The organism is Nocardia sp. NPDC059180, assembly GCF_042754945.1.
In the GTDB taxonomy this organism is placed as follows: domain Bacteria; phylum Actinomycetota; class Actinomycetes; order Mycobacteriales; family Mycobacteriaceae; genus Nocardia.
In genome coordinates this window covers 210101-233199 of sequence record NZ_JBHZBU010000010.1, presented here as the reverse complement: position 1 = coordinate 233199, position 23099 = coordinate 210101, and the positions used below count along the sequence as shown (strand labels likewise).

Below are 23099 nucleotides of genomic sequence, written 5' to 3'. Positions count from 1 at the left end.
TGGTGCCTTTCTGGATGGTGCGAAGGTTTATGCGCGGTCGTGGTCGGTCCATCGCCCGGTGAGGACGTAGCCGATGCGGGCGAGGGCGGCATCGGTGGTCATGCGCCAGTGCGTGGTCTGGACGGCGTGGTTGTGCACGATGCCGTCGACGGCGTCGGACCAGGTCGCGGCGCCCGTGGCGCCGGTGGGGTCGTCGGACAGGGCGGTGAAGTACACCAGCTCGCCCTTGTAGGGGCGGGGGTGGTAGCGGGTGATCAGGCGCAGCGAGTCGGCGCCGGAATCCAGGATTCGGGTGAGGCGGTCGATGCCGAAGGAGGCGAACGGTTCCGGGAGTCCGGACAGATGGTCGGCCAGCTGGTCCGGGTCGAGTTCGGTGGCGGTCTGATCACCGAGCAGCCCGCCGAGCAGTTCCGCCACCGGGATCGGCGCGGACGGATCCGCATCGATGATCAGGGGACTGTCCATCATGGCCAAGGTGGCCACATGTTGGCCCTGGTCCTGGAGCAGAACCGCGATGGCGTGGGCGAGTACACCGCCGAGCGACCAGCCGAGCAGATGGTATGGGCCATCGGGTTGCACCGCGCGGATCTCCCGGACGTAACGCTGCGCCCATTCCTCGATGGAACCGGCTTGCGGCTCATCGGAATTCAACGCCGGCGACTGGAGTCCGTACAGCGGGCGGTCCGGTTCGATATGCGCGGCCAGACCGGCGAACGACCACGCCACGCCTCCGACGGGGTGCACGCAGAACAGCGGCTCCCGAGAACCACCGGATCGCAATGGCAGCAGCACCTCGAAGGCGGCATCTAGGTCGATCTGCCCGCGTCCGGCCCGGCGCTGCTCGATCTGGGCAACGAGACCGGCGGGGGTGGGTGCGGAGAACAGCCACACGACCGGGATCTGTTCACCCAGTGCGGCGGTGAGCTGTGCGGCCAACCGGGTGGCAAGTAGTGAATTGCCACCGCGTTCGAAGAAGTTGTCGTCGAGCCCGATGCGTGCTGCCTCAGCGGCCCCGAGCACATCGGCGAAGACCGCACAGACCGTGCGCTCCACCTCGGTGGCGGGGGCCCGGAATTCGCGGGCGCCGATCTCCGGTCGCGGTAGCGCGTTGCGATCGACCTTCCCGTTGGCCGTCAGCGGCAGCACAGGCAACCGCATCAGCACCGCAGGAACCATGTAGCTGGGCAATTGTTCCGACAGCGCAGCACGCAGGGCGGCGTCGGTGAGCCGCTTCGCCGCGGTGAAATAGCCCACCAGCATGGCGTTCTCACCACCGGAGCGGTGCGCGAGGACGATCGCGTCGGTGACCTCGGGCCGGGAACGCAGGGCGTGTTCGATCTCGGTGAGTTCGATGCGGTAGCCGCCGACCTTGACCTGGAAGTCGCGGCGCTCCACGTACTCGAGGTCGCCGCCGGTATTCCAGCGCACCATGTCGCCGGTGCGGTAGAGGCGGGCGCCGGGTGCGCCGAACGGGTCGGCGATGAAACGTTCGGCGGTGAGGTCCGGGCGGGCGTGATAGCCGCGGGCCAGCTGAGCGCCACCGAGATACAGCTCGCCCGTCACCCCGGCGGGCACCGGGTGCAGCCGGTCGTCCAGGACGTATACCTGGTTGCCGGATTCGGGGGTGCCGATGGGCACGACCGGCTGATTGGAACCGCGCTCGGTGCGGAACCGAGTCACCGACACCGCGGCCTCGGTGGGGCCGTAGAGGTTGTCGATGCGCGCGGTCGTCCTGGCCGCAACCCGCGCCAGGGTCGCGGCGGGCAACGCCTCACCGATCACCAGGAGCCTGCGCAATGATGCGGGCAGCTGCCGGTCGCCTGCCGCCTCGGCCAGCATGGCCAGTAGCGACGGCACCAGGGTCACGGTGGTGATCGAGGTGTGGTCGATCAGGCCGAGCAGCCGGTGCGGATCGCGGTGCGCACCCTGCGGTGCGAGCACGATGCGGGCGCCGGTGCGAGTGGCCAACCACAGTTCCCAGATCGACAGGTCGAAGGCGGCCGAGGTCAGTTGCAACACCGAATCACCTACGCCGAGATCGTATTCGGACTGCATCCAGTCCAACTGATGCGCAACCGCCGCGTGCGCAACCGCCACGCCCTTGGGTGTGCCGGTGGAACCGGAGGTGAAGATGACGTAGGCCGTGTTCGATGGGGTGAGCGGCGCTCGGCGCTCATGCGGACGCACCGGCCCGGACTCGGCCGCCGCCGCGCCGGCTGCCCAGATATCGAGCACCGCAGGCTCGAACGCTCCCGGCAACTCCATCGGTGCACGAGCCGAGGTGAGTACCAGCGAAGGCGTCGCCGCCGCCAGCACCGCTGCCGTGCGATCGAGTGGATGCGCGGGATCCAGCGGGACGTAGGCCCCACCCGCCGTGACCACCGCGTACATGGCCACCAGCAGGTCGACGCTGCGCGGAATCGCCAACGCAACCAGCGTTTCCGGACCGACACCGCGCCGAATGAGCACGCGGGCCAGCTGGTTGACCCTGGCACCGAATTCGCCGTAGGTGAGGGCGGTATCGGCGGCGAGCAGTGCGATCGCACCGGGAGTGCGCGCAACCTGCGATTCGAAAGCCGTGGTCAGCAGCGCAGGGGCGAAAGCGTGCTCGGCCTCGTTCCAGACGCGCAGGACGCGTTCGGATTCGGCTGGATCGAGCAGCGGGAGATCGCCGACCGGCGCTTGCGGCGTCGCGCAAATCGCCTCGAGCAGGCGGTGCAACCGGCCAGCGAATCCGGCGACGGTCGATTCATCGAACAGTGCGGTGGCGTAGGTGAGCGAGGCCGCCATACCCGCGGGCGTTCCGTCGGCGTGGTAACGGTCGGTCACCACCAGGTGCAGATCGAACTGCGCGACCTCGGAATCGAAATCGGCGGCGGTGACCGACAATCCGTCCAGTGCGAAATCGGCTTCGACCTGGTTGTGGAAGGAGAAGCCGACCTGGAACAGCGGATGGCGTGCGGTGGATCGCTCCGGGTTGAGCACCTCCACCAGACGTTCGAACGGCACGTCGGCGTGTGCGAACGCGGCGACATCGGCCCTGCGCACCCGGTCGAGCAGTTCGATGAAGCCCGAACCCGCGTCGACCTCGGCGCGCAGCACGAGGGTGTTGACGAACATGCCGACGACCTCGTCGAGCGCGGCATCGCCACGTCCGGCGACGGGGGTGCCGACCGCGATATCGGTGGTCCCCGACAGCCTGGCCAGCAGCACCGCGAACGCGGCATGGGTGACCATGAACAGGGTGGCGCCGCTGTCACGACCGAGTTCGGCGAGCCCGGCGTGCAGTGCGGCGTCGATGGTGAAATCGAGGTGCCTGCCCTGCGTGGACACCACTGCGGGCCGGGGCCGGTCGGCGGGCAACGACAGTTGTGCGGGGAGCCCGGCCAGCGCATCGGTCCAGAAGCCGAGCTGACGGGAGATGAGCGACTCGGCGTCGTCCTCGGAGCCGAGCAGTTCCCGCTGCCAGCGGCTGTAGTCGGCGTACTGCACCGGCAGCGGAGCCCAGTCCGGCACGGCGCCGCGCTTGCGTGCGGCGTAGGCGACCATCACATCGCGCGCCAGCGGCGCCAGCGAGGAGCCGTCGGCGGCGATGTGGTGCACGACCACCACGAGCACATGTTCGTCCGGGCCGAGTGCCAGCAGCCTGGCCCGGATCGGCACCGTATCGGTGACGTCGAAACCGTCGCCGACGAAGTTCGCCACCGCGGCGGTGAGATCGTCGGCGGTCACCGCGATCGGCACCAGCACCGGCGTACCCGCCTGCTCGATCGGCAGCACGACCTGCACCGGACCCGCCTGCTGCTGCGGGTAAACGGTGCGCAGCACCTCATGCCGTTGCACCACATCGGTGATGGCGGCATTGAGGGCGGCGACATCCAGCTCGCCGGTCAGCCGCACGGCGAGCGGGATGTTGTAGGCCGTGGACTGACGGTCGAGGCGGTTGAGGAACCACATGCGCTGCTGGGCGAGCGACAGCGGGACAGGTCCGTCGTCGGTGCGGCGGGCCAGGACCGGGCGTGCGGCTTGCCCGGTTTCCCGTGCCGCATCGAGTTCAGCGGCGAGCGCGGCGACTGTCGGGTGCTCGAATACGGCTCGAACACCGACAGAGACGCCGAGCGCGCTGCCGAGGCGGGCAGCGAGCTGCGTTGCCGTAAGCGAGTTTCCGCCGAGAGTGAAGAAGTCGTCGTCGAGCCCGACAGCGGCGGACGAACCGAGACCGAGCACCTCGGCGACGACGACGGCGACGGTGCGTTCAGTCGCAGTTCTCGGCGCGCGGAATGCTGCCGTGCGAATCTCCGGCGCAGGCAGCGCCTTTCGATCCAGCTTGCCCACCGGCGTCAGCGGCAGCTCGTCGAGGACCATGATGGCGCTCGGCACCATGTACGCGGTCAGGGACTTGGCCGCATGCGTGGTGAGGGTGCCCGTGTCGACGACGTGTCCGGGTGCGGCGACGACATAAGACACCAGCACGGTGGTGCCCGCGCTGTCGGTGTGGCCGACGGTGACCGCGTACTCAACACTGGGATGCGTGGTGAGCACGGCGTCGATCTCGCCGAGTTCGATGCGCAGGCCGCGCACCTTCACCTGCTGATCGGAGCGACCGACGTATTGGATCGCGGCGGAGGCGGTCCAGCGCACCAGGTCACCGGTGCGGTACAGCCGTCCGCCGGCCGGCCCGTACGGGTCGGCGACGAAACGCTGCGCCGTCAGCGCTGACCGCGCGTGGTAGCCGCGGGCCAGGCCGGGTCCGCGCAGGTACAGCTCACCGGTGACACCCACGGGAACCGGCTGCAACCGCTCGTCCAATACGACCGCGGACATGCCATGGATCGGTGTGCCCATATCGAAGGGATCACCGGGGCGCATCGGTGTGCTGATCGTGGTGATGATGGTGGTTTCGGTCGGGCCGTAGGTGTTGTGGAAGTGGCGTTGTCCGTGCGACCAGCGACGCACCACATCCGGGCCGAACGATTCACCGCCGACGGTCAACCGGGTGAGGCAGTCCAGCTCGGCGGGGTCGAGCGTTTGCAGGACGGCCGGGGTGAGGAACGCATGGCTCACCTGCTTGTCCCTGATGAGTACGGTCAGCTCGCTGCCGCCGTACACCCCTGCCGGTGCGATGACCAGCGTCGCGCCCGCGGCGAGCGCGAGCAGCAGTTCCAGCATGGAGGCGTCGAAGCTCGGTGACGCGACGTGCAGGACCCGCGAATCCGGCCCGACCTGATACCGATCACGTTGCGCGACAGCGACACCGGCGATACCGGCATGGGTCGCGACGACGCCCTTCGGTACACCGGTCGAACCGGAGGTGTAGATCATCCAGGCCGGGTTGGCGACCCGCACCCGGCGCACCAGCTCGGTGGCCGCGATCGGCGCGGGGCTCGAATGCCACAGGCGGGTGGCGGTGGCGGGAGCGTCCACCACCAGCCATTCGACACCGTCCGGTAGTGCGGCGCGTGATGCGAGGGTGGTGAGCCCGAGCACGGCACCGGAATCCGCCAGCATGTGGCTGATGCGTTCGGCCGGGTATGTCGGGTCGACCGGCACGAGGGCGGCGCCGGTCTTGGCCACCGCCCATAGGGCCAGCATCGATTTCGCCGACCGCGCAATGGCCACGGCCACCACGTCTTCGGCGCCGATGCCCGCACCGATGAGCAGGCGGGCCAGACGTGAGGACTGCTCGTCCATCGCGCGATAGGTCAGCTCCCGGTCGTCGGCGATGACCGCGATGGCGGCGGGATCGGCCGCGACGGCGCTCGCGATGAGCTGGGCGAGAGTGCACGGCGGAACCGGTGCGGCACCGCGGCGCGCCAGCAGTTCCGTACGTTCGGCGGGGGCGAGCAGGCCGGTGGCGCCGATCGGCCGGCCGGGTTCGGCGGTGAGCGAACCGAGTAGGCGGCCGAATCGGCGCAGTAGTCCCGCAGCGGTGGAGCGGTCGAACAGGTCGGTGGCGTAGTCGAGTTCGATGCCGAGGTGACCGTCGTCGTCGAGTTCGGTGGCGACGGTGAACTGGAGATCGAATCGCGCCACCGGCTCGTCGAACGGCACCGGCGTCAGGTCGAGGCCGGGCACGGCGAGGGCGTCGGCCCCGGTGTTCAGATAGTTGAGCGCGACCGTGAACAGCGGATGACGGGCCTGCGAGCGTTCGGTACCGAGTTCGTCGACCACCCGATCGAACGGCACCGTCGCGTTCGCGAACGCCGCGACATCGGCTTCGCGGGTCTGGTCGATGAGTTCGCCGAAGGACAGACCGGGCTCCGGCCGGGTGCGCAGCACCAGGGTGTTGACGAACATGCCGACCAGATCGTCCAGTGCGGCTTCCCCACGCCCGGCGACCGGCGTGCCGATGGCGATATCGGTGCCGCCCGAGAGCCGCGCCAGCAGCGCGGCCAGTGCGGCGTGCAACACCATGAACGGGGTCGCGTTGTGCCGGGCCGCGATCTCCTGCACCCGCGCGCCGACACCGCCGCCGATGCGGGCCCGTATGCTCCTGCCCCGCTTGGAGGCGACGGCGGGACGTGGCCGGTCCATCGGCAGGGCCAGTTCTTCGGGGAGATCACGCAGGGTGTCGGCCCAGTAGGCGAGTTGCTCGGCCGCCACCGATTCCACCGCGGAGTGCTGCCACAACGCGTAATCGGCGTACTGGGCTCGCAGCTGCGGCCATATCGGCGCTCCGCCGGAGACTCGGGACAGGTAGGCCGCGAGCAGGTCGCGCAGCAGCGGGTTCATCGAGTAGCCGTCGGCGGCGATATGGTGCACGACCGCGACCAGCACATGACTGCTGTCGTGCTCACGCAGCAGCACCGCGCGCAGCGGCACCTCGGTGGTGACGTCGAATCCCGCGCCGATGAACGCGGCGATACGGTCCTCGACCGATCCGGTGAGCGACTCGACCGCGAGCCGGATGTGCGCGGAGTCGGCAGGCAGCACCACCTGATGTCCGGTGCCCGTGGCATCGACGGGGTAGATCGTCCGCAGCACCTCGTGCCGGGCGATCACCGCATCGAACGCGGCAACCAGCGCGTCGGTGTCGAGTTCACCGCGGATACGTACCGCCACAGGGATGTTGTGCGCCGCCGACGCCGGATCGAGCCGGTTGAGGAACCACATACCGCGCTGCACCGGCGCCAGCGGAATCTGCTCCGGCCTAGGGCCCGCGACCAGCGCGATCACCTGTTCGCCTGCATCGCCGAGCCGCGCGGCCAGCCCGTGCACGGTGGGCGCTTCGAACAACAGCCGCACCGGCACCCGCCGGCCAAGCCGCTCCCCCAGCCGCGCCAGCACCCGGGTCGCGGTGAGCGAGTTACCGCCGAGATCGAAGAAGCCGTCGTCGACGCCGACCGGACCGGTATCGAGAACGCTCTCGAAGGCCTCGGCCACCAGCCGTTCGGCCGGAGAAACCGGGGCGCGATAGGCCACACGATCGAACACCGGATCGGGCAGGGCGGCGCGGTCCAACTTTCCGGAGGCGTTGAGCGGGAAGGTGTCGAGCACCATGATCGCCGACGGCAGCATGTACGACGGAAGCGCGGCGGCCGCGGCGGCCAGCAGCTCCTGCTCGCGCACGGCGGCACCCGGCTGGGTGGTGACATAGCCGACCAGATGCTCGTCGGCGACCCGGGCCGCGGCCTGGGCGACACCCGGTGCGGCTGCCAGCACGGCCTCGATTTCGCCGAGTTCGATGCGCTGACCGCGGAACTTCACCTGGAAGTCGGTGCGGCCCAAGTAGACCAGCTCGGCGCCGGACCCGGCCTGTTCCCACCGCACCAGATCACCGGTGCGGTACATCCGCTCGCCGGGCTCGCCGAACGGGTTCGCGACGAACCGGTCGGCGGTGATGGCCGTGCGTCCGTGATAGCCGCGCGCCAGCTGCGTGCCCGCCAGATACAGTTCGCCCGCGACACCGGGCAGCGTCGGCCGCAGCCGCGCGTCCAGCACATAGACACGGCTGTTCCATTCGGGATTGCCGATCGGCATGACGGTGCGTTCGACCTCGCCGGTGACCTCGCGGTAGGTGATGCTGACCGCCGCCTCGGTGGGCCCGTACAGGTTGTGCAGCGCCGCCGGGCTCACCGCGCCGAAGGCCCGCACGGTCTCGGCGGGCAGTGCCTCACCGATGACGAATACCGTGCGCAGCGAACGCAAGGCGCCGATCAGCTCGGCGGTGCCCATATGCCCGGCGAACACGCTCAGCATGGACGGCACGAAGTCGGTGACAGTGACGCCGTATCCGCCGATCACCTCGGCGAGGTAACCGGGATCGCGATGCCCGTCCGGGGTGGCCAGCACAACCGTCGCGCCCACCCGCAGCGGCAGAAAGTAGCCCCACAGCGAGACATCGAAGGTGGTCGCCGTCTTTTGCAGGTACACGTCGTCGCCGCCGAGGCGGTACTGGGCCTGCATCCAGTTCATCTGGTTGACGATCGCGGCGTGCGACACCGTGACGCCCTTGGGCTTTCCGGTCGAACCGGACGTGAAGATCACGTAGGCCGGATGCTGCGGTCGCAGAGCGGCGGTGCGCTCGTCGGCGCTGATCGGTTCATCGGATCGGTCGGTCAATGCGACGGTGTCGACGCACACCGTCCGCCCTCGGTAGTCGACCTTGTCGCGTTCGGTGGTGAGCAGCGCGGCAGGCCGTGCGGTGTCGAGGATGTGCGCGATGCGCTGGGCCGGGTGGTCGGGGTCGATCGGAACATACGCGCCGCCCGCCTTCAGCACCGCGTACATGGCGACCACCAAGTCGACGGAGCGGCGAATCGAGAGCGCCACCAGCGATTCCGGGCCGACACCGAGGTCGATGAGGTGACGGGCCAACCGGTTGGCCCGGCGGTCGAGGTCGCGGTAGCCCACAGTGACGGCGGGCGAGCCATCGTCGGGGACGTAGACGAGCGCGGGATCCTCGGGTGTTGCGGTGGCCTGCGCCTCGAATTCGTCGAGCAGCAGCTCCGGGACGTAGCAGGTATGCGCCGAATCGTTCCATTCGGTGAGCACGCGGCGGCGTTCCCCGGACGCGAACAGGTCGATATCGCCGACGGCGCGGTTCGGGTCCGCGGCCGCTTCGGTCAACAGGCGCACGAGCCGCGTGCCGAAACCGAGAACGGTGTCGCCGTCGAAAAGATCAGTGGCGTAACCGAACCTGAGCTGATCATCACCGACGGTCAGTTGCAGATCGAAACGGATGGTTTCGTAGCCGGGGCCGTCGTATTCGGTGATGGTGAGACCGTCGAGCTCGAGCCGGACCGGTTCCAGGTTCTGGAAGAACAGCGCGACCTGGAACAGCGGATGCCTGGCCTGCGAGCGCGGCGGATCGAGCACCTCCACCAACCGCTCGAACGGCAGCTCGGCATGGGCGAAGGCGTCCAGGTCACTATCGCGGACCCGGTGCAGCAGCTCGGCGAATCCGGCGGCGGGGTCGACCTCGGTGCGCAGGACCACGGTGTTGACGAACATGCCGACCAGGTCGTCGAGTGCGGCGTCACCGCGTCCGGCCACGGGTGCGCCGATCGCGATATCGGTGGTGGCGGACAGGCGGGCCAGCAGTACCGCGAACGCGGCGTGCACCACCATGAAGGGGGTGGTGTCGGTGCGGGCGGCGAGGGCGGCGATCCGTGCACGAAGGTCGTCGCTCATCGTGATCGTGACGCTCGCACCCGCATGGGAGGCGACGGCGGGGCGGGGATGGTCGGCGGGCAGGTCGAGCTGGGCAGGCAGGCCGCGCAGCGTCTGCTGCCAGTAGGCGAGCTGGGCCGCGGCCGGTGTCGACGGATCGTCCTCGTCGCCGAGCGTTTCGCGTTGCCACAGGGCGTAATCGGCGTACTGCACCGGCAGCTCGGCCCATCCGGGCGCGGTGCCGGTAGCGCGGGCCGCGTATGCGGTGGCGATATCGCGGGCCAGCGGGCCCATCGAGAACCCGTCGGCGGCGATGTGGTGGACCACCAGGACGAGGATGTGTTCGCGATCGGCGAGCCGGGCCAGCCCGATGCGCAACGGGACCGCGCTCGTCACATCGAACGGGCTGTCGACGAATCCGGCGATGGATTCGGCGGCTCGTCCCGCATCGAGCGCGACGATGTCCGGCACCTGCGCCGGTTGGAGAACGCGCTGGCTGCCGACGCCGTCGATGTCCGGATAGACGGTGCGCAGGGTTTCGTGCCTGGCAACCACGTCGGCGACGGCGGCGGTCAGTGCGTCGAGATCGAGGCTGCCGGTGAGACGGATCGCGACCGGGATGTTGTTGACCGTCTCCTCGGGATCGAACCGGTTGAGGAACCACATGCGCTGCTGGGCAGGCGAGAGCGGCACTGTCTCCGGACGCGGCCTGCGGGTCAGCGCGGCCCTGCCGCCGGTGCCACGCAGCCGGTCGACGCGGGCGGCGAGCCCGGCGACGGTCGGTGCCTCGAACAGCACACGCACCGGGATCTCGGCGTCCAGTTCGGCACCGAGCCGGGCCGCCACCCTGGTGGCGATGAGCGAGTTTCCGCCGAGCGCGAAGAAGTCGTCGTCGGCGCCGATCCGGTCGGCGCCGAGCAGCTCTCCGACAACAGTGGCGACGGTCTGCTCGATGCCTGCGGCGGGCGCGCGGAAGGGGGCGGCGGTGAACACCGGCGCGGGTAGTGCGTTGCGATCGAGTTTGCCCGAGGAATTGAGCGGCAGGTCGTCGAGGGTGACGAACGCGGCGGGCACCATGTAGGCGGGGAGCTCGGCGGCGAGTTCCGCACGGATCGCATCGACATCGATGCTGCCGACCGGCACCAGATAGGCGACCAGCTGGTCACCCAGACGTGCATCCGACCGCACCACGACCACGGCGCGGCTGATCGAATCCAGTGCCGTCAGCGCCGCTTCGATCTCCCCCAGCTCGATGCGCAGACCACGCAGCTTCACCTGGAAGTCGGTGCGGCCCAAGTATTCCACCTCGCCGTCCGCACGCCTGCGCACCAGGTCGCCGGTGCGGTACATCCGCTCCCCCGGCTCGCCGAACGGATTGGCCACGAAACGCTCGGCGGTGAGTTCCGGCCGAGCCACATATCCGGATGCCAGTTGGGCGCCGGAGAGGTACAGCTCACCCGCGATACCGGCCGCGACCTGACGCATGCGCGAATCCAGCACCAGCAGGCCGGTATTGAACACCGGGCGCCCGATCGGCACGGACGCCTGATCGTCGTCGGTGACCTCGTGGAAGGTGACGTCCACGGCTGCCTCGGTAGGGCCGTAGAGGTTGTGCACGTGAGCGCCGGTCAGCTCGCGGGCGCGTTGGGCTGTTGCGGCGGGCAAAGCTTCACCGGAGGTGAACAGGAGCCGCAGTGTCTTGTCGGCGTCAGCGGCCGACGATTCGACGGCCACGACAGCGTCACCGCGCACGGCCGAGCGGTCAGCGGCGCTGACAAAGGTGGCATCGGTAGCCTGCGCTTCCACGAACACCGCGAGCATCGACGGCACGAAATGCGCGACGGTGATCTGCTCGCCGCGGATCAGTCGCGCCAGATAGGCAGCGTCGCGGTGGCCGTCGGGGCGGGCGATGACGAGGCGCGCGCCGATCTGGAGCGGCCAGAAGAACTCCCAGACCGAGACGTCGAAGGTCGCTGGAGTCTTCTGCACCACCGTGTCCGCCGCGGTCAGCGCGTATTGGTCCTGCATCCAGACGAGGCGGTTGACGATGGCGTGATGCGGGACCGCGACACCCTTGGGTCGGCCGGTGGAACCGGAGGTGAAGATGATGTAGGCGGTATTGCCGGGGATGAGGGCACCGATCCGGTCGGCGGGCGTCAGCGGATGCGACGGGTAGCCGGACAGCTCGAGGCGGTCGATCCGGACCTGGCGGGCGGCGCCCGCGTGGAGATCGAAGCCCGAGGTGAGTACGCACACCGGGCGCGCGGTGGTGAGGACGTATTCGGTGCGTTCGGCGGGGTGGTCCGGGTCCAGCGGCAGGTAGGCGGCGCCCGCGGCGGCCACCGCGTACATGGCGGTGACCAGATCCAGGGACCGGCGCATACCCAGTGCGACTACCGATTCCGAGCCGACCCCCTGGTCTACCAGCCAGCGGGCCAGTCGGTGCACACGTGCGGCGAATTCGGCGTAGGACAGATCTGTCCCCTCGAAGGTGACGGCAGTGGCGTCCGGCGTACGGGCGGCCTGGGCTTCGAACAGGGAGACCAGGGTGGCCGTCGAGTCCACCGGATGAGCGGTGTCGTTCCAGCGTTCGAGAGCGGCCCATTCCGTGTGGTCGAGCAGGTCGATATCACCGACCGGCAGTTCCGGCGCGGCCACGACGGCCTCGAGCACCCGCACGAAGCGGGCCGCGAACGATTGTGCGGTGCGCTGGTCGAACAGGTCGGTGGCATAGCGCAGCACGCCGCGCACGGCGGTCGCGTCGGCGTCGGCCTGTTCGCTGAGTTCGAGGGCGAGGTCGAACTGGGCGACCTGGTTGTCGATCGGGTATCCGGCGACCTCGAGACCCGGCAGCCGCAAGGTGGTGTCGTCGCGATGCTCGAAGGTCAGCAGGGCCTGCACGATCGGCGAATGAGCTTGGGAGCGGACCGGATCCAGCTCTTCCACCAGCCGCTCGAAAGGCAGTTCGGCATTCGCGAAGGCACGCACATCCGTCTCGCGCACCTCGGCGAGCAGTTCGGTGAACGACCGATCGGCATCCACGCGGGTCCGCAGCACCAGGGTGTTGACGAACATGCCGACCAGCTCGTCGAGGGCTTCTTCGGCGCGGCCTGCCACCGGTGTGCCGACGGCGATGTCGTCGACACCGGCCAGACGGCCGAGCAGCGTGGCATAGGCGGCGTGGACGACCATGAACGACGAAACACCGTGCGCCTTGGCGAGCTCGGCGATACGCCCGGCGAGCTCGGTGCCGATGCCGAACTCCACCGTGGCACCTCGGCCCGAGGCCACGGCGGGCCGGGGACGGTCGGCGGGCAGTTCCAGAACCGGAGCCAGGCCGGCGAGTTCGTTACGCCAGTGCGCGATCTGCGCGGCCAGCACCGAATCCGGATCGTCGGCCGCACCGAGCGCGGCGTGCTGCCACAGTGTGAAGTCGGCGTACTGCACCGGCAGCGGCGACCAGTCGGGGCTCATATCCGCGGTGCGGGCGATGTAGGCCGTCATCAGGTCGCGGGCCAGCGGTGCGGTCGAGACGCCGTCGGCGGCGATGTGGTGAACGACGACGGCTAGAACATGGTCGTTCGGGGCGACACGCAGGAGCGTCGCGCGCACCGGGAGGCTGGTGCGCAAGTCGAAACCACCGGAGACGGCGGCGATCACAGACTCGGCCGGATCCGATTCGGGCACATCGACGGGATGCAGCTCCAGTTCGCCTGCGGGGAGTTCGGCAAGCACCACCTGGGTGGGGCCGTCCGTGTCGGCGGGGAAGATCGTCCGCAGCGACTCGTGCCGATGCACCACATCCCGCAAGGCGGCGCGCAGCGCGGGCACGTCCAGCTCGCCGGTCAACCGGATGGTGATCGGAATGTTGTAGACAGCCGAATCCGGATCGATCCGGTTGAGCAACCACATCCGGGTCTGAGCCAGCGACAACGGGATACGGGCCGGTCGCGGCCCTGCCACCAGGGCAGGCCGATCAGCGGCGGTCCCCGTCGCGACGCGGGCCGCGAGTCCGGCGACGGTCGGCGCCTCGAACACCGCACGCACCGTCAGCGCCGAGCCGAACGCCGCATTGGCGCGCGCGACCAGCCGCATGGCCAGCAGTGAGTTGCCGCCTCTGGCGAAGAAGTCGTCGTCGACGCCCAGCGGGGTCGCAGTGCCGATCAGGTCGGCGATCAGCGCGACCAGCACCGATTCCACACCTTCGCGCGGTGCGCGGAAGGCGGCACCGGTACCGGTGACCTCGACGGAGGGCAGCGCCTTGCGGTCGAGCTTGCCCGCCGTGGTCAAGGGCATCTCGTCGAGCACCATCAGATGTGCGGGCACCATGTACGCAGGGAGCAGGCCGCGGACATCGTCGAGTACGGCATCGACAGACAGGGAATCGCCGCTGACATAGCCGACGAGACAGTCCTGCCCCGAGCTGTCGCGGGCCGCGATGACGGCCGCATTGCGCACACCCGGCACCGAGGTGAGCGCCGCCTCGATCTCACCGAGTTCGATGCGCTGACCGCGCAGCTTCACCTGGAAATCGTTGCGACCCAGGTACACCAGATCGCCGTTGCGGTTCCAGCGCACCAGATCGCCGGTCCGGTACATCATCCGGCCGGAGGCGCCGAACGGATCGGCCACGAATCGTTCCGCGGTGAGCGCCGCCCGGCCCTGATAGCCGCGAGCCAGCTGCTCACCGGCGAGATACAGCTCGCCGGTGACACCGATCGGCACCGGACGCAGCCGGGCGTCCAGCACATAGGCGCGGGTGTTCCAGCAGGGCCGCCCGATCGCCACATCCCGGTCCGATTCCGAGGCCGGATCGGTGAACTCGTGGAACACCGCCGAAATCGCCGCCTCGGTGGGGCCGTAGGAGTTGTGCACCGCGCCCGGGAAACCCTCGCGCAGCGCGGCGAGCAGATCCGGGGTCAGCGCTTCACCGCCACAGTGCAGATGACGCAGCGAGCCGAGCGCATCGCCCATACCCTCGCCGACCAGCGCCGCAAGCACCGAGGGCACGAATTCGGCGAAGGTGATCTCGTGCTCGCGCAGCAGACCGGCCAGATATTCGAGGTCGAGATGCCCACTCGGCCGCGCCACGATGAGCGGCGCGCCGACCGCCACCGGCAGGAAGCACTCCCACACCGAGACGTCGAAGGTGAGCGGGGCACGCTGCAACAGCCGGTCCCGATCGGTGACCTCGTATCTGGCCTCCAGCCAGCGCAGCTGATTGGTGATCGCGCGGTGCGAGATGGACACACCCTTGGGGCGGCCGGTGGAGCCGGAGGTGAACAGCACGTAGGCGGCGTTGTCCGGGCGCAGCGGATGCGTGCGTTCGGCGTCGGTCACAGGTGACGCGTTGTATCCGGACAGGTCGAGGTTCGGGTAATCGAGCACGGGCACAGCGAGTTCCGGCAGCTGGGCACCGCCGGTCTGCACCACCAGCAGCGGCGCCGCACCCTCGACCACCTGCGCGATGCGATCCGCGGGGTGTTCGGGATCGATCGGCACGTAGGCCGCGCCCGCACGCACGATCGCGTACATGGCGACGAGCATGTCGATCGAACGCAGGGCACCGAGCCCTACGATCGTGTCCGGTCCCGCGCCCTCGGCGATGAGCTTGCGGGCCAGGCGGTTCACCTTCGACGCCAGCTCGGCATAGGTCAGCACGGAGCCCTCGAAACCTACCGCGACGGCGTCCGGGGTCGCGGCGACCCGGGCGGTGAGCAGGTCGTCCAGGGTTTCGACGGGCACCCGCCGGTCGGTGGCATTGCATTCCGACAGCAGCAGAGCGCGCTCGGCCGCCGACATCACTTCGATCTCGCCGACCAGCGCGTCCGGATGGTCGACCAGGGCGCGCAGCACCTGCTCGAAGGCCGAGAGGAAGCGGGCGGCGGTATCGGCGTCGAACAAATCGAGGGCGTAGTGCAGGTGGACGTCGATGCCGTCGGCCACGCCGTCGGTGGTGTAGCGGTCGGTCAGCGTCCAGTCCAGATCGAGCTGGATCGGCGCCGCGCCGACCTCGAGCGCGCAGATGCCGAGGCGGTCGAGGCGGAAGTCCGGTGTGGCCTGGTTCTGCAAGGTCAACGCCACTTGGTACAGCGGCGCATGGGCCTGCGAACGCACCGGGTTCACCGCATCGACCAGCTGCTCGAACGGTATGGCGGCGTGGTCGAAAGCGGCCAGGTCCACGGCCCTGACTTGCTCGACCAGTTCGGTCAGCGTGGCCTCGGCGCGCACACCGGTACGCAACACCAGGGTGTTGACGAACATGCCGACCAGCTCGTCGAGCGCCTCGTCGCCGCGACCCGCGACCGAGGTGCCGATCGCAATGTCGTCGGTGCCGCCCAGCCGCGCCAGCAGTACCGCCAGCGCCGCGTGCAACACCATGAACGGGGTCGCGCGATGGTCGGCGGCGACTTCCTGGATGCGCTGATGGAGCCCGGCATCGAGGCGGCCGGTGAGCGCGCCGCCACGGTTGGTGGCAATCGCGGGACGTGGGCGATCCGACGGGAGGGTGAGCACATCGGGGAGGCCGGACAGGCGCTCGGTCCAGTACACGAGCTGCTGCGCCAGTGGAGAATTCGAATCCTCGGCGTCACCTAGTGCGGTGCGCTGCCAGAGCGCGAAATCGGCGTACTGGAGCGGCAGCGGTGTGAACGCCGGAGCCGAGCCCGAGGAGCGCGCGAGGTAGGCGGCGGCGAGGTCGCGAGTCAGCGGCGCGAAAGACCAGCCGTCGGCGGCGATGTGGTGGACGACGAACAGGAGAACGTGGGTCTGCTCGGCCGGGGGCGCCGGGTCGCTCGCCTCGGCCGGGAGATCGACCGCGATCTGCGCGCGGGCGGAATCGTCCACCACACGCAGTAGCTCGATGCGGATCGGGGCTTCGGTGGTGACGTCGAATCCGGTACTCGCGGCCGCCGCCACCAGATTCGGTAGGTCGGCGGGGGTCGTCATGCGCGGCTCCAGCCGCATCGGCTTCGCACCAACAGCAAGTACGAGTTGCGAAGCAGTGCCATCGTGTTCGGGGTACACCGTGCGCAGCGTTTCGTGCCGGGCGATGACATCCTCGATCGCCGCGTTCAGCGCGGCCACATCCAGCGGCCCGGTCAGGTGCAGCGCGAACGGGATGTTGTAGCCCGCGCTCGCGGCGTCGAAGCGGTTGAGGAACCACATGCGCTGCTGGGCGATGGACAGTGGGATGGGTGCGGTGCGGTCCTGCGCGACCAGCGGCGGCAGTGTCGGAGCCGAGCCCGCTGTTTCTACCTCGATCCGGCGGGCGAGTTCGCGGACGGTCGGTGCGTCGAACACCGCGCGCACCGGCACCTGCGCATTCGTCGCCTTGGCGAGACGGGAGGCGAGCTGGGTGGCGATCAGTGAGTTGCCGCCGAGGGTGAAGAAGTCGTCAGCGGCGCCGACTCGATCCACACCGAGCAGCGCGGCGAAGGTATCGGCGACAAGGGTTTCCGCGGGGCCCTCGGGTGCGATGAACTCGATCGGCGCGAGCACCGGCGCGGGCAGGGCCTTGCGATCCAGTTTGCCGGAGGCGTTCACAGGGAAGGCGTCGAGCACGACGAATCCGGCGGGGATCATGTAACCCGGCAGGACACGGGCCAATTCGGCACAGACCACGTCGAGATCGAGGCTCCCGTCCGGGACCAGGTACGCGACCAGCTGCGCGCCGGTGCCGTGATCGTCACGCACCAGCACGACGGCCTGCGCCACCGGCGGCAGCGCCAGCAGCGCCGCCTCGATCTCGCCGAGCTCGATCCGCAGACCGCGCACCTTCACCTGGAAATCGGTGCGGCCGAGGAAGTTCAGTTCGCCGTCGTCGGTCCAGGCCATGAGGTCGCCGGTGCGGTACATGCGGGTGCCGGGTGCGCCGAAGGGGTTGGCGACGAACCTGTCGCCGGTCAGATCGGGTCGGCCGAGGTAGCCGTGCGCGAGCTGCGCGCCCGCCAGATACAACTCGCCAGGAACGCCCGCGGGCACCGGACGCAGCCGGGTGTCGAGGACGTAGGCCTGGCTGTTCCACACCGGACCGCCGATCGGCAGCACCGTATCGTCGGCGTCGCGCACCTCGTGCGCGGTGATCTCCACGGCAGTCTCGGTGGGGCCGTACATGTTGTGCACGCGGGCGCCGGTGAGGGCGCGGGCGCGGTGGGCGATGGCGGCGGGCAGGGCTTCGCCGGAACAGAAGATGTGGAGCAGCGCCGGAACGTCGACCTGCTCTTCGGCAATGAACGCGGCCAGCATGGAGGGCACGAAGTGTGCGGCGGTGATCGATTCGCGGCGCATGAGTTCGGCCAGGTAGGCCGGGTCGCGATGACCGTCCGGTTTCGCGAGAACGAGCCGCGCCCCGACCTGCAACGGCCAGAAGAACTCCGGCACCGAGACGTCGAAGGTGGCGGGGGTCTTCTGTAGGAGCGCGTCGGTGCCGTCCAGCGTGACGTAGGCCGACTGCATCCAGCGCAGCCGGTTGACGATGGCGCCGTGGCTCATCGCCACACCCTTGGGGCGTCCGGTGGACCCGGAGGTGAACAGCACGTACGCGGTGTTCGACGTTCGCAGTGGAGCGCGGCGATCGTCGTCGGTCACCGGCGCAGGCGAATATGCCGTGAGGTCGAGTTCGTCGATGCGGATCTGCGCGACAGGGAGGTCCAGATCCGTGCCGGAGGTGAGCACGCAGATCGGTGTCGCGGTATCGAGGATGTGGGCGGTGCGTTCGGCCGGATGATCCGGGTCCAGCGGGACATAACCACCGCCGGCGACGGTCACCGCGTACATGCCGACGACCAGGTCGATCGACCGGTGCATGCCCAGCCCGACCAGTGTTTCCGGGCCGACGCCGAGGTCGATCAGCTTGCGGGCGAGGCGGTTCACCTGTGCGGCGAACTCGCCATAGGCCAGGGTCGCGGAGCGACTCGATGAGGGCCCGTCGAAGGTGACCGCGGGTGCGTCCGGCGTGCGGGCAGCCTGTTCCGCGAACAGATCGGCGAGCGTCTGGTCGGCGTCCAGCGGGTGCGTGGTGTCGTTCCAGTCGTCGAGTACCGTGCCGAGTTCGGCCTGGTCCAGCAGCTCGATGTCACCGACCCGCACACCGGGATCGCCGCTGACGGCCTCGAGCACTCGCGCGAACCGCGTGGTCAGCGATTCGATGGTGGCGGCGTCGAACAGGTCGGTGGCGTAGCGCAGGCTGCCGGTCAGTGCGGTGTTCTCGGTATCGGCGACCACCAGGTGCAGGTCGAATTTGACGGTCTCGTCCGGGAGGTCGACGGGCCGCACACGAAGTCCCGCGACTTCCATCGCCGCGTCACCGAGCACCGGACCGCGCTGCTCGCCGAAGCTCAGCATCACCTGAAACAGCGGGTGCGCGCCGGTCGTGCGGTCCACTGCCATGGTGTCCACCAGCTGCTCGAACGGCAGCTCGGCATTGGCGAAGGCCGCCAGATCGCCGTCGCGAACCGCGCCGAGCAGTTCGATGAATGTGGACTCGGGGCGCACCTCGCTGCGCAGCACCAGGGTATTGACGAACATGCCGATGAGCCCGTCCAGCTCACGTTCGCCGCGACCACCGACGGGAGTGCCGACGACGATGTCGGTGGTGGCGCTCATCCGCGCCAGCGTCGCCGCGAACGCCGCATGGACCACCATGAACAGCGAGGCACCGCAGCGTCGCGCCAGCTCACGCAGGCCATCGGATACCTCGGACGGGACCGCGAATTCGACGGTGTCACCGCGCTGGGACGGCTGCGCCGGTCGCGGCCGGTCGGTGGGTAGGGCGAGGTCGGCGGGGATCGCGTCGAGCACCGCATGCCAGAACCGGATCTGCTGGGCGGCCAGATCACCGGGGCGGTCCGCGGAGCCGAGCAGTTCGCGCTGCCACAGGCTGTAATCGGCGTACTGCACCGGAAGTTCCGGCAGCTCCGGTGTGGCGCCTGCGGTGCGGGCGAGGTAGGCGGTGATCAGGTCGGTGACCAGCGGCGTCAGCGACAGCGCGTCGGCGGCGATGTGGTGGACCACGAACACCAGCAGGTGCTCGTCGCTGCCGTCGACAGCGAGCAGGGCGACCCGCGCAGGCAGCTCGGTCGTCACATCGAATCCGCCGCCCGCGATGGCGGCGACCGTGGCGTCGACATCGCAGGCCCGCACCCGCACCGGGTTCAGTCCGAGTCCGATCGCGTCGGCGGCGAGGATCGACTGGTACGGACCCGAGTCGGTCTCCGGGTAGAGCGTGCGCAGCGATTCATGCCTGATCAGCACGTCGAGCACGGCCTGTTCCAGGGCCCGTGGATCAAGTGTTCCGGTCAGCCGCAACACCACGGGCAAGTTGTAGACACCGGTAGACGCCGCATCCTCGTCCTGGCTTTCCAGTCGGTTCAAGAACCACAACCGCTGCTGGGCGGGGGCGAGCGGGATCAGATCGGGGCGCTCGCGGCGAGTCAGCGGCGGGCGCGGCGTAGCCTCGGCGCGCAGTTCGGCGACGGCGGCCGCGAATCCCGCGACGGTCGGCGCGTCGAACAGCGCACGCACCGGAACACGGATGCCTGCCTCCGCACCCGCCCGAGCGGTGACCTGGGTGGCGTCGAGGGAACTGCCACCGAGGGCGAAGAAGTCGTCGTCGAGACCGACCCGATCCCGGTGCAGGACCTCCGCGAAGACCTCGGCGACCAGCCGCTGATCGGCGTCGACGGGCGCCCGGAACCGGACGGTGCGCAGGGTCGGCACGGGCAGTGCCTTGCGGTCCAGCTTGCCGCTGGTATTGAGCGGGAACTCGGTCAGCTCGACCACCGCGGTGGGCACCATGTAGGCCGGAAGCCGTTGGGACAAGGACTCTCTCAGCGCATCGACATCCAACTCGGCACCGACCGCCCGGATGACGTAACCGGCCAGGAAATCGCCGTCGGACCCGCTGATCAACCGTGCGGCGGCCTGGCTCACCCCGGGGTCGGCCAGCAGCGCCGTCTCGATCTCGGCCAGTTCGATGCGCTGGCCACGGAACTTCACCTGGAAATCGGCGCGGCCCAGGTAGACCAGCTCGCCGTCGACGGTCCAGCGCACCAGGTCTCCGGTCCGGTACATGCGCTCACCGTCGAGGCCGAACGGATTGGCCACGAAGCGGTCAGAGGTGAGATCGACCCGCCGGTGATAGCCGCGCGCCAACTGATCCCCCGCCAGATACAGCTCACCCGGCACACCGATCGGCACCGGGCGCAGCCGCGAATCCAGCACGTAGACCTGCGAATTCCACTCCGGCTCACCGATCGGTACCAGCGGGGCGTCGGCTTCGCTGACCTCGCGATAGGTGATCGATACCGCAGCCTCGGTCGGGCCGTACAGGTTGTGCAGTCCGGCGTCGCTGACCGCATGGAACGCAGTCACCGTCTCCGGCGGCAGCGCCTCACCGATGACGAAGACATCGCGCAGCGAGTCCAGTTCCGCGCGCCGCGCGTGCGCGGCGAACACCGTCAGCATGGAGGGCACGAAGTCGGTGAGGGTGACGCCGTGGCGGGCGATCGTCTCGGCGATATAGCGCGGATCGCGATGGCCGTCCGGTGCGGCCAGCAACAGCGTGGCACCGGTACGCAGCGGCAGGAAATAGCCCCACAGCGATACGTCGAAGGTGGTTGCGGTCTTTTGCAGGTAGACATCGCCCGTGCGGGGCCGGTATTCGTGCTCCATCCACGCCAGCTGGTTGGCGATGGCACGGTGCGTGACCGCCACGCCCTTGGGCTTGCCGGTGGAACCGGAGGTGAAGATCACGTACGCGGGATGGTCGGGATGCAACGGAGTGCGGCGCTCTGTCTCGGCGATCGCCGCCGTCGACAGCTCCGACAGGTCCAAGGCGTCCAGCAGATGTACCGGCGCCTGCGTGGCAGCGGCGAAACCAGATGCCCGCGTACTCAAGACACAGTGCGGCCGCGCCGTCTCGAGAATGTGCCCGATGCGCTCGACCGGATGTGAGGGATCCACCGGCACATAGGCACCGCCGGCTCGCGACACCGCGTACATGGCGACGACGAGTTCCACCGAACGCGGCATCGCAAGCACCACCAGCGATTCCGGCCCGACACCGGTTCTGATGAGGAACCGGGCCAGCCGGTTGACCCGCTCGGACAGCTCGGCATAGGTCAGCTCGACGGGCACCGGATCCTCGGCCACCAGCGCGATACCGCGCGGGGTGCGGCGAATCTGGCCGTCGAAACCCTCGTGCAGGAACCGGTCGGCCACGCGGTGGCCGCTGGCATTCCAGCTCGCGGTGACGTAGTCCAGTTCGCCGGCGTCCAGCAGCTCGATATCGCCGACCGCCGTGGCAGGTTCGGTGACCGCTCCGCGAAGCAGACGCAGAAACTTCGTGCCGAACTCACGCACCGTCGGCGCGTCGAACAAATCGGTGGCGTAGGTGAATTCGGCGCGATAACCGTCGGCTGCATCGGAAATGGTCAGTTGCAGGTCGAACTTCGCGAACTCGGCGCCGAAGTCGACCGTCTCAGCGGTCAGACCGGGCAGCTCCAGTGCGCCCGGGCCGAGATTCTGCATGAACAGCGCGACCTGGAACAGCGGGTGGCGGGCCTGGGAGCGGGCCGGGTTGACAACCTCGACCAGCCGCTCGAACGGGATATCGCCGTGGGCGAAGGCACGCAGGTCACGGTCGCGGGTGTGCGCGACGAGATCGGCGAAGGTGATGTCGCCGCGCACGTCTGTCCGCAGCACCAGAGTGTTGACGAACATGCCGACCAGATCATCGAGCGCGGCCTCACCGCGTCCCGCGACCGGCGTGCCGATGGCGATATCGGTGGTGCCCGACAGCCGGGCCAGCAGGGCCGCGAGCGCCGCGTGCAGCACCATGAACGGGGTGGATCGGGTCTCGGTCGCGACGCGGTCGATGGCCGCGCGCAGCTCGGCGTCGATACCGAATTCGTGCACCGCGCCCCGGTAGCTGAGCTGCACGGGACGCGGGCGGTCCGCGGGGAGATCGAGTTGTGCGGGCAGTTCGGCGAGTTCGGTGGTCCAGAAATCGATCTGCCGCGCAGCCGCGGAGTGCGGATCGGCCTCCTCACCCAGCATCTGCTGCTGCCACAGCGCGTAGTCGGCGTACTGCACCGCCAGCGGCGCCCAGTCCGGTGCACGACCGTCGCGGCGAGCCGCATAGGCGGTGATCAGATCGCGCATGAGCGGGCCCATGGAGACGCCGTCGGCGGCGATATGGTGCACGACCAGCACCAGCGTGTGATCGTCGGTGGTGGTGTGCAGAAGCCGAATGCGAACCGGGACCTGTTCGGCCACATCGAATCCGGTACCGGCTGTCTCCCGTACGGCGGCCGCGATGTCAGGTACCGGCTCGGCTTCGAGCTCGAAGGCCGCTGCCGCGCACACCACCTGGACCGGCCCGTCCTCGTGCCGCGGGTAGACCGTACGCAGAACCTCATGGCGCGCGAGCAGATCGGTGACCGCTGCCGAGAGCGCCGCGATATCCAGGTCGCCGCGCAGCCGCA

1 protein-coding gene (cut by a window edge) is annotated in these 23099 nt (G+C 69.2%); it reads right to left on the bottom strand.

From position 1 onward, the window contains the following. Positions 1–27 precede the first annotated feature (27 nt). Positions 28–23099: the 3' portion of a non-ribosomal peptide synthase/polyketide synthase gene (locus ACFXNW_RS26805; RefSeq protein WP_379420551.1), read on the bottom strand. It continues 2359 nt past the right edge of the window; only the last 23072 of its 25431 coding nucleotides appear in the window; its start codon lies off the right edge, out of view; the stop codon is at positions 28–30.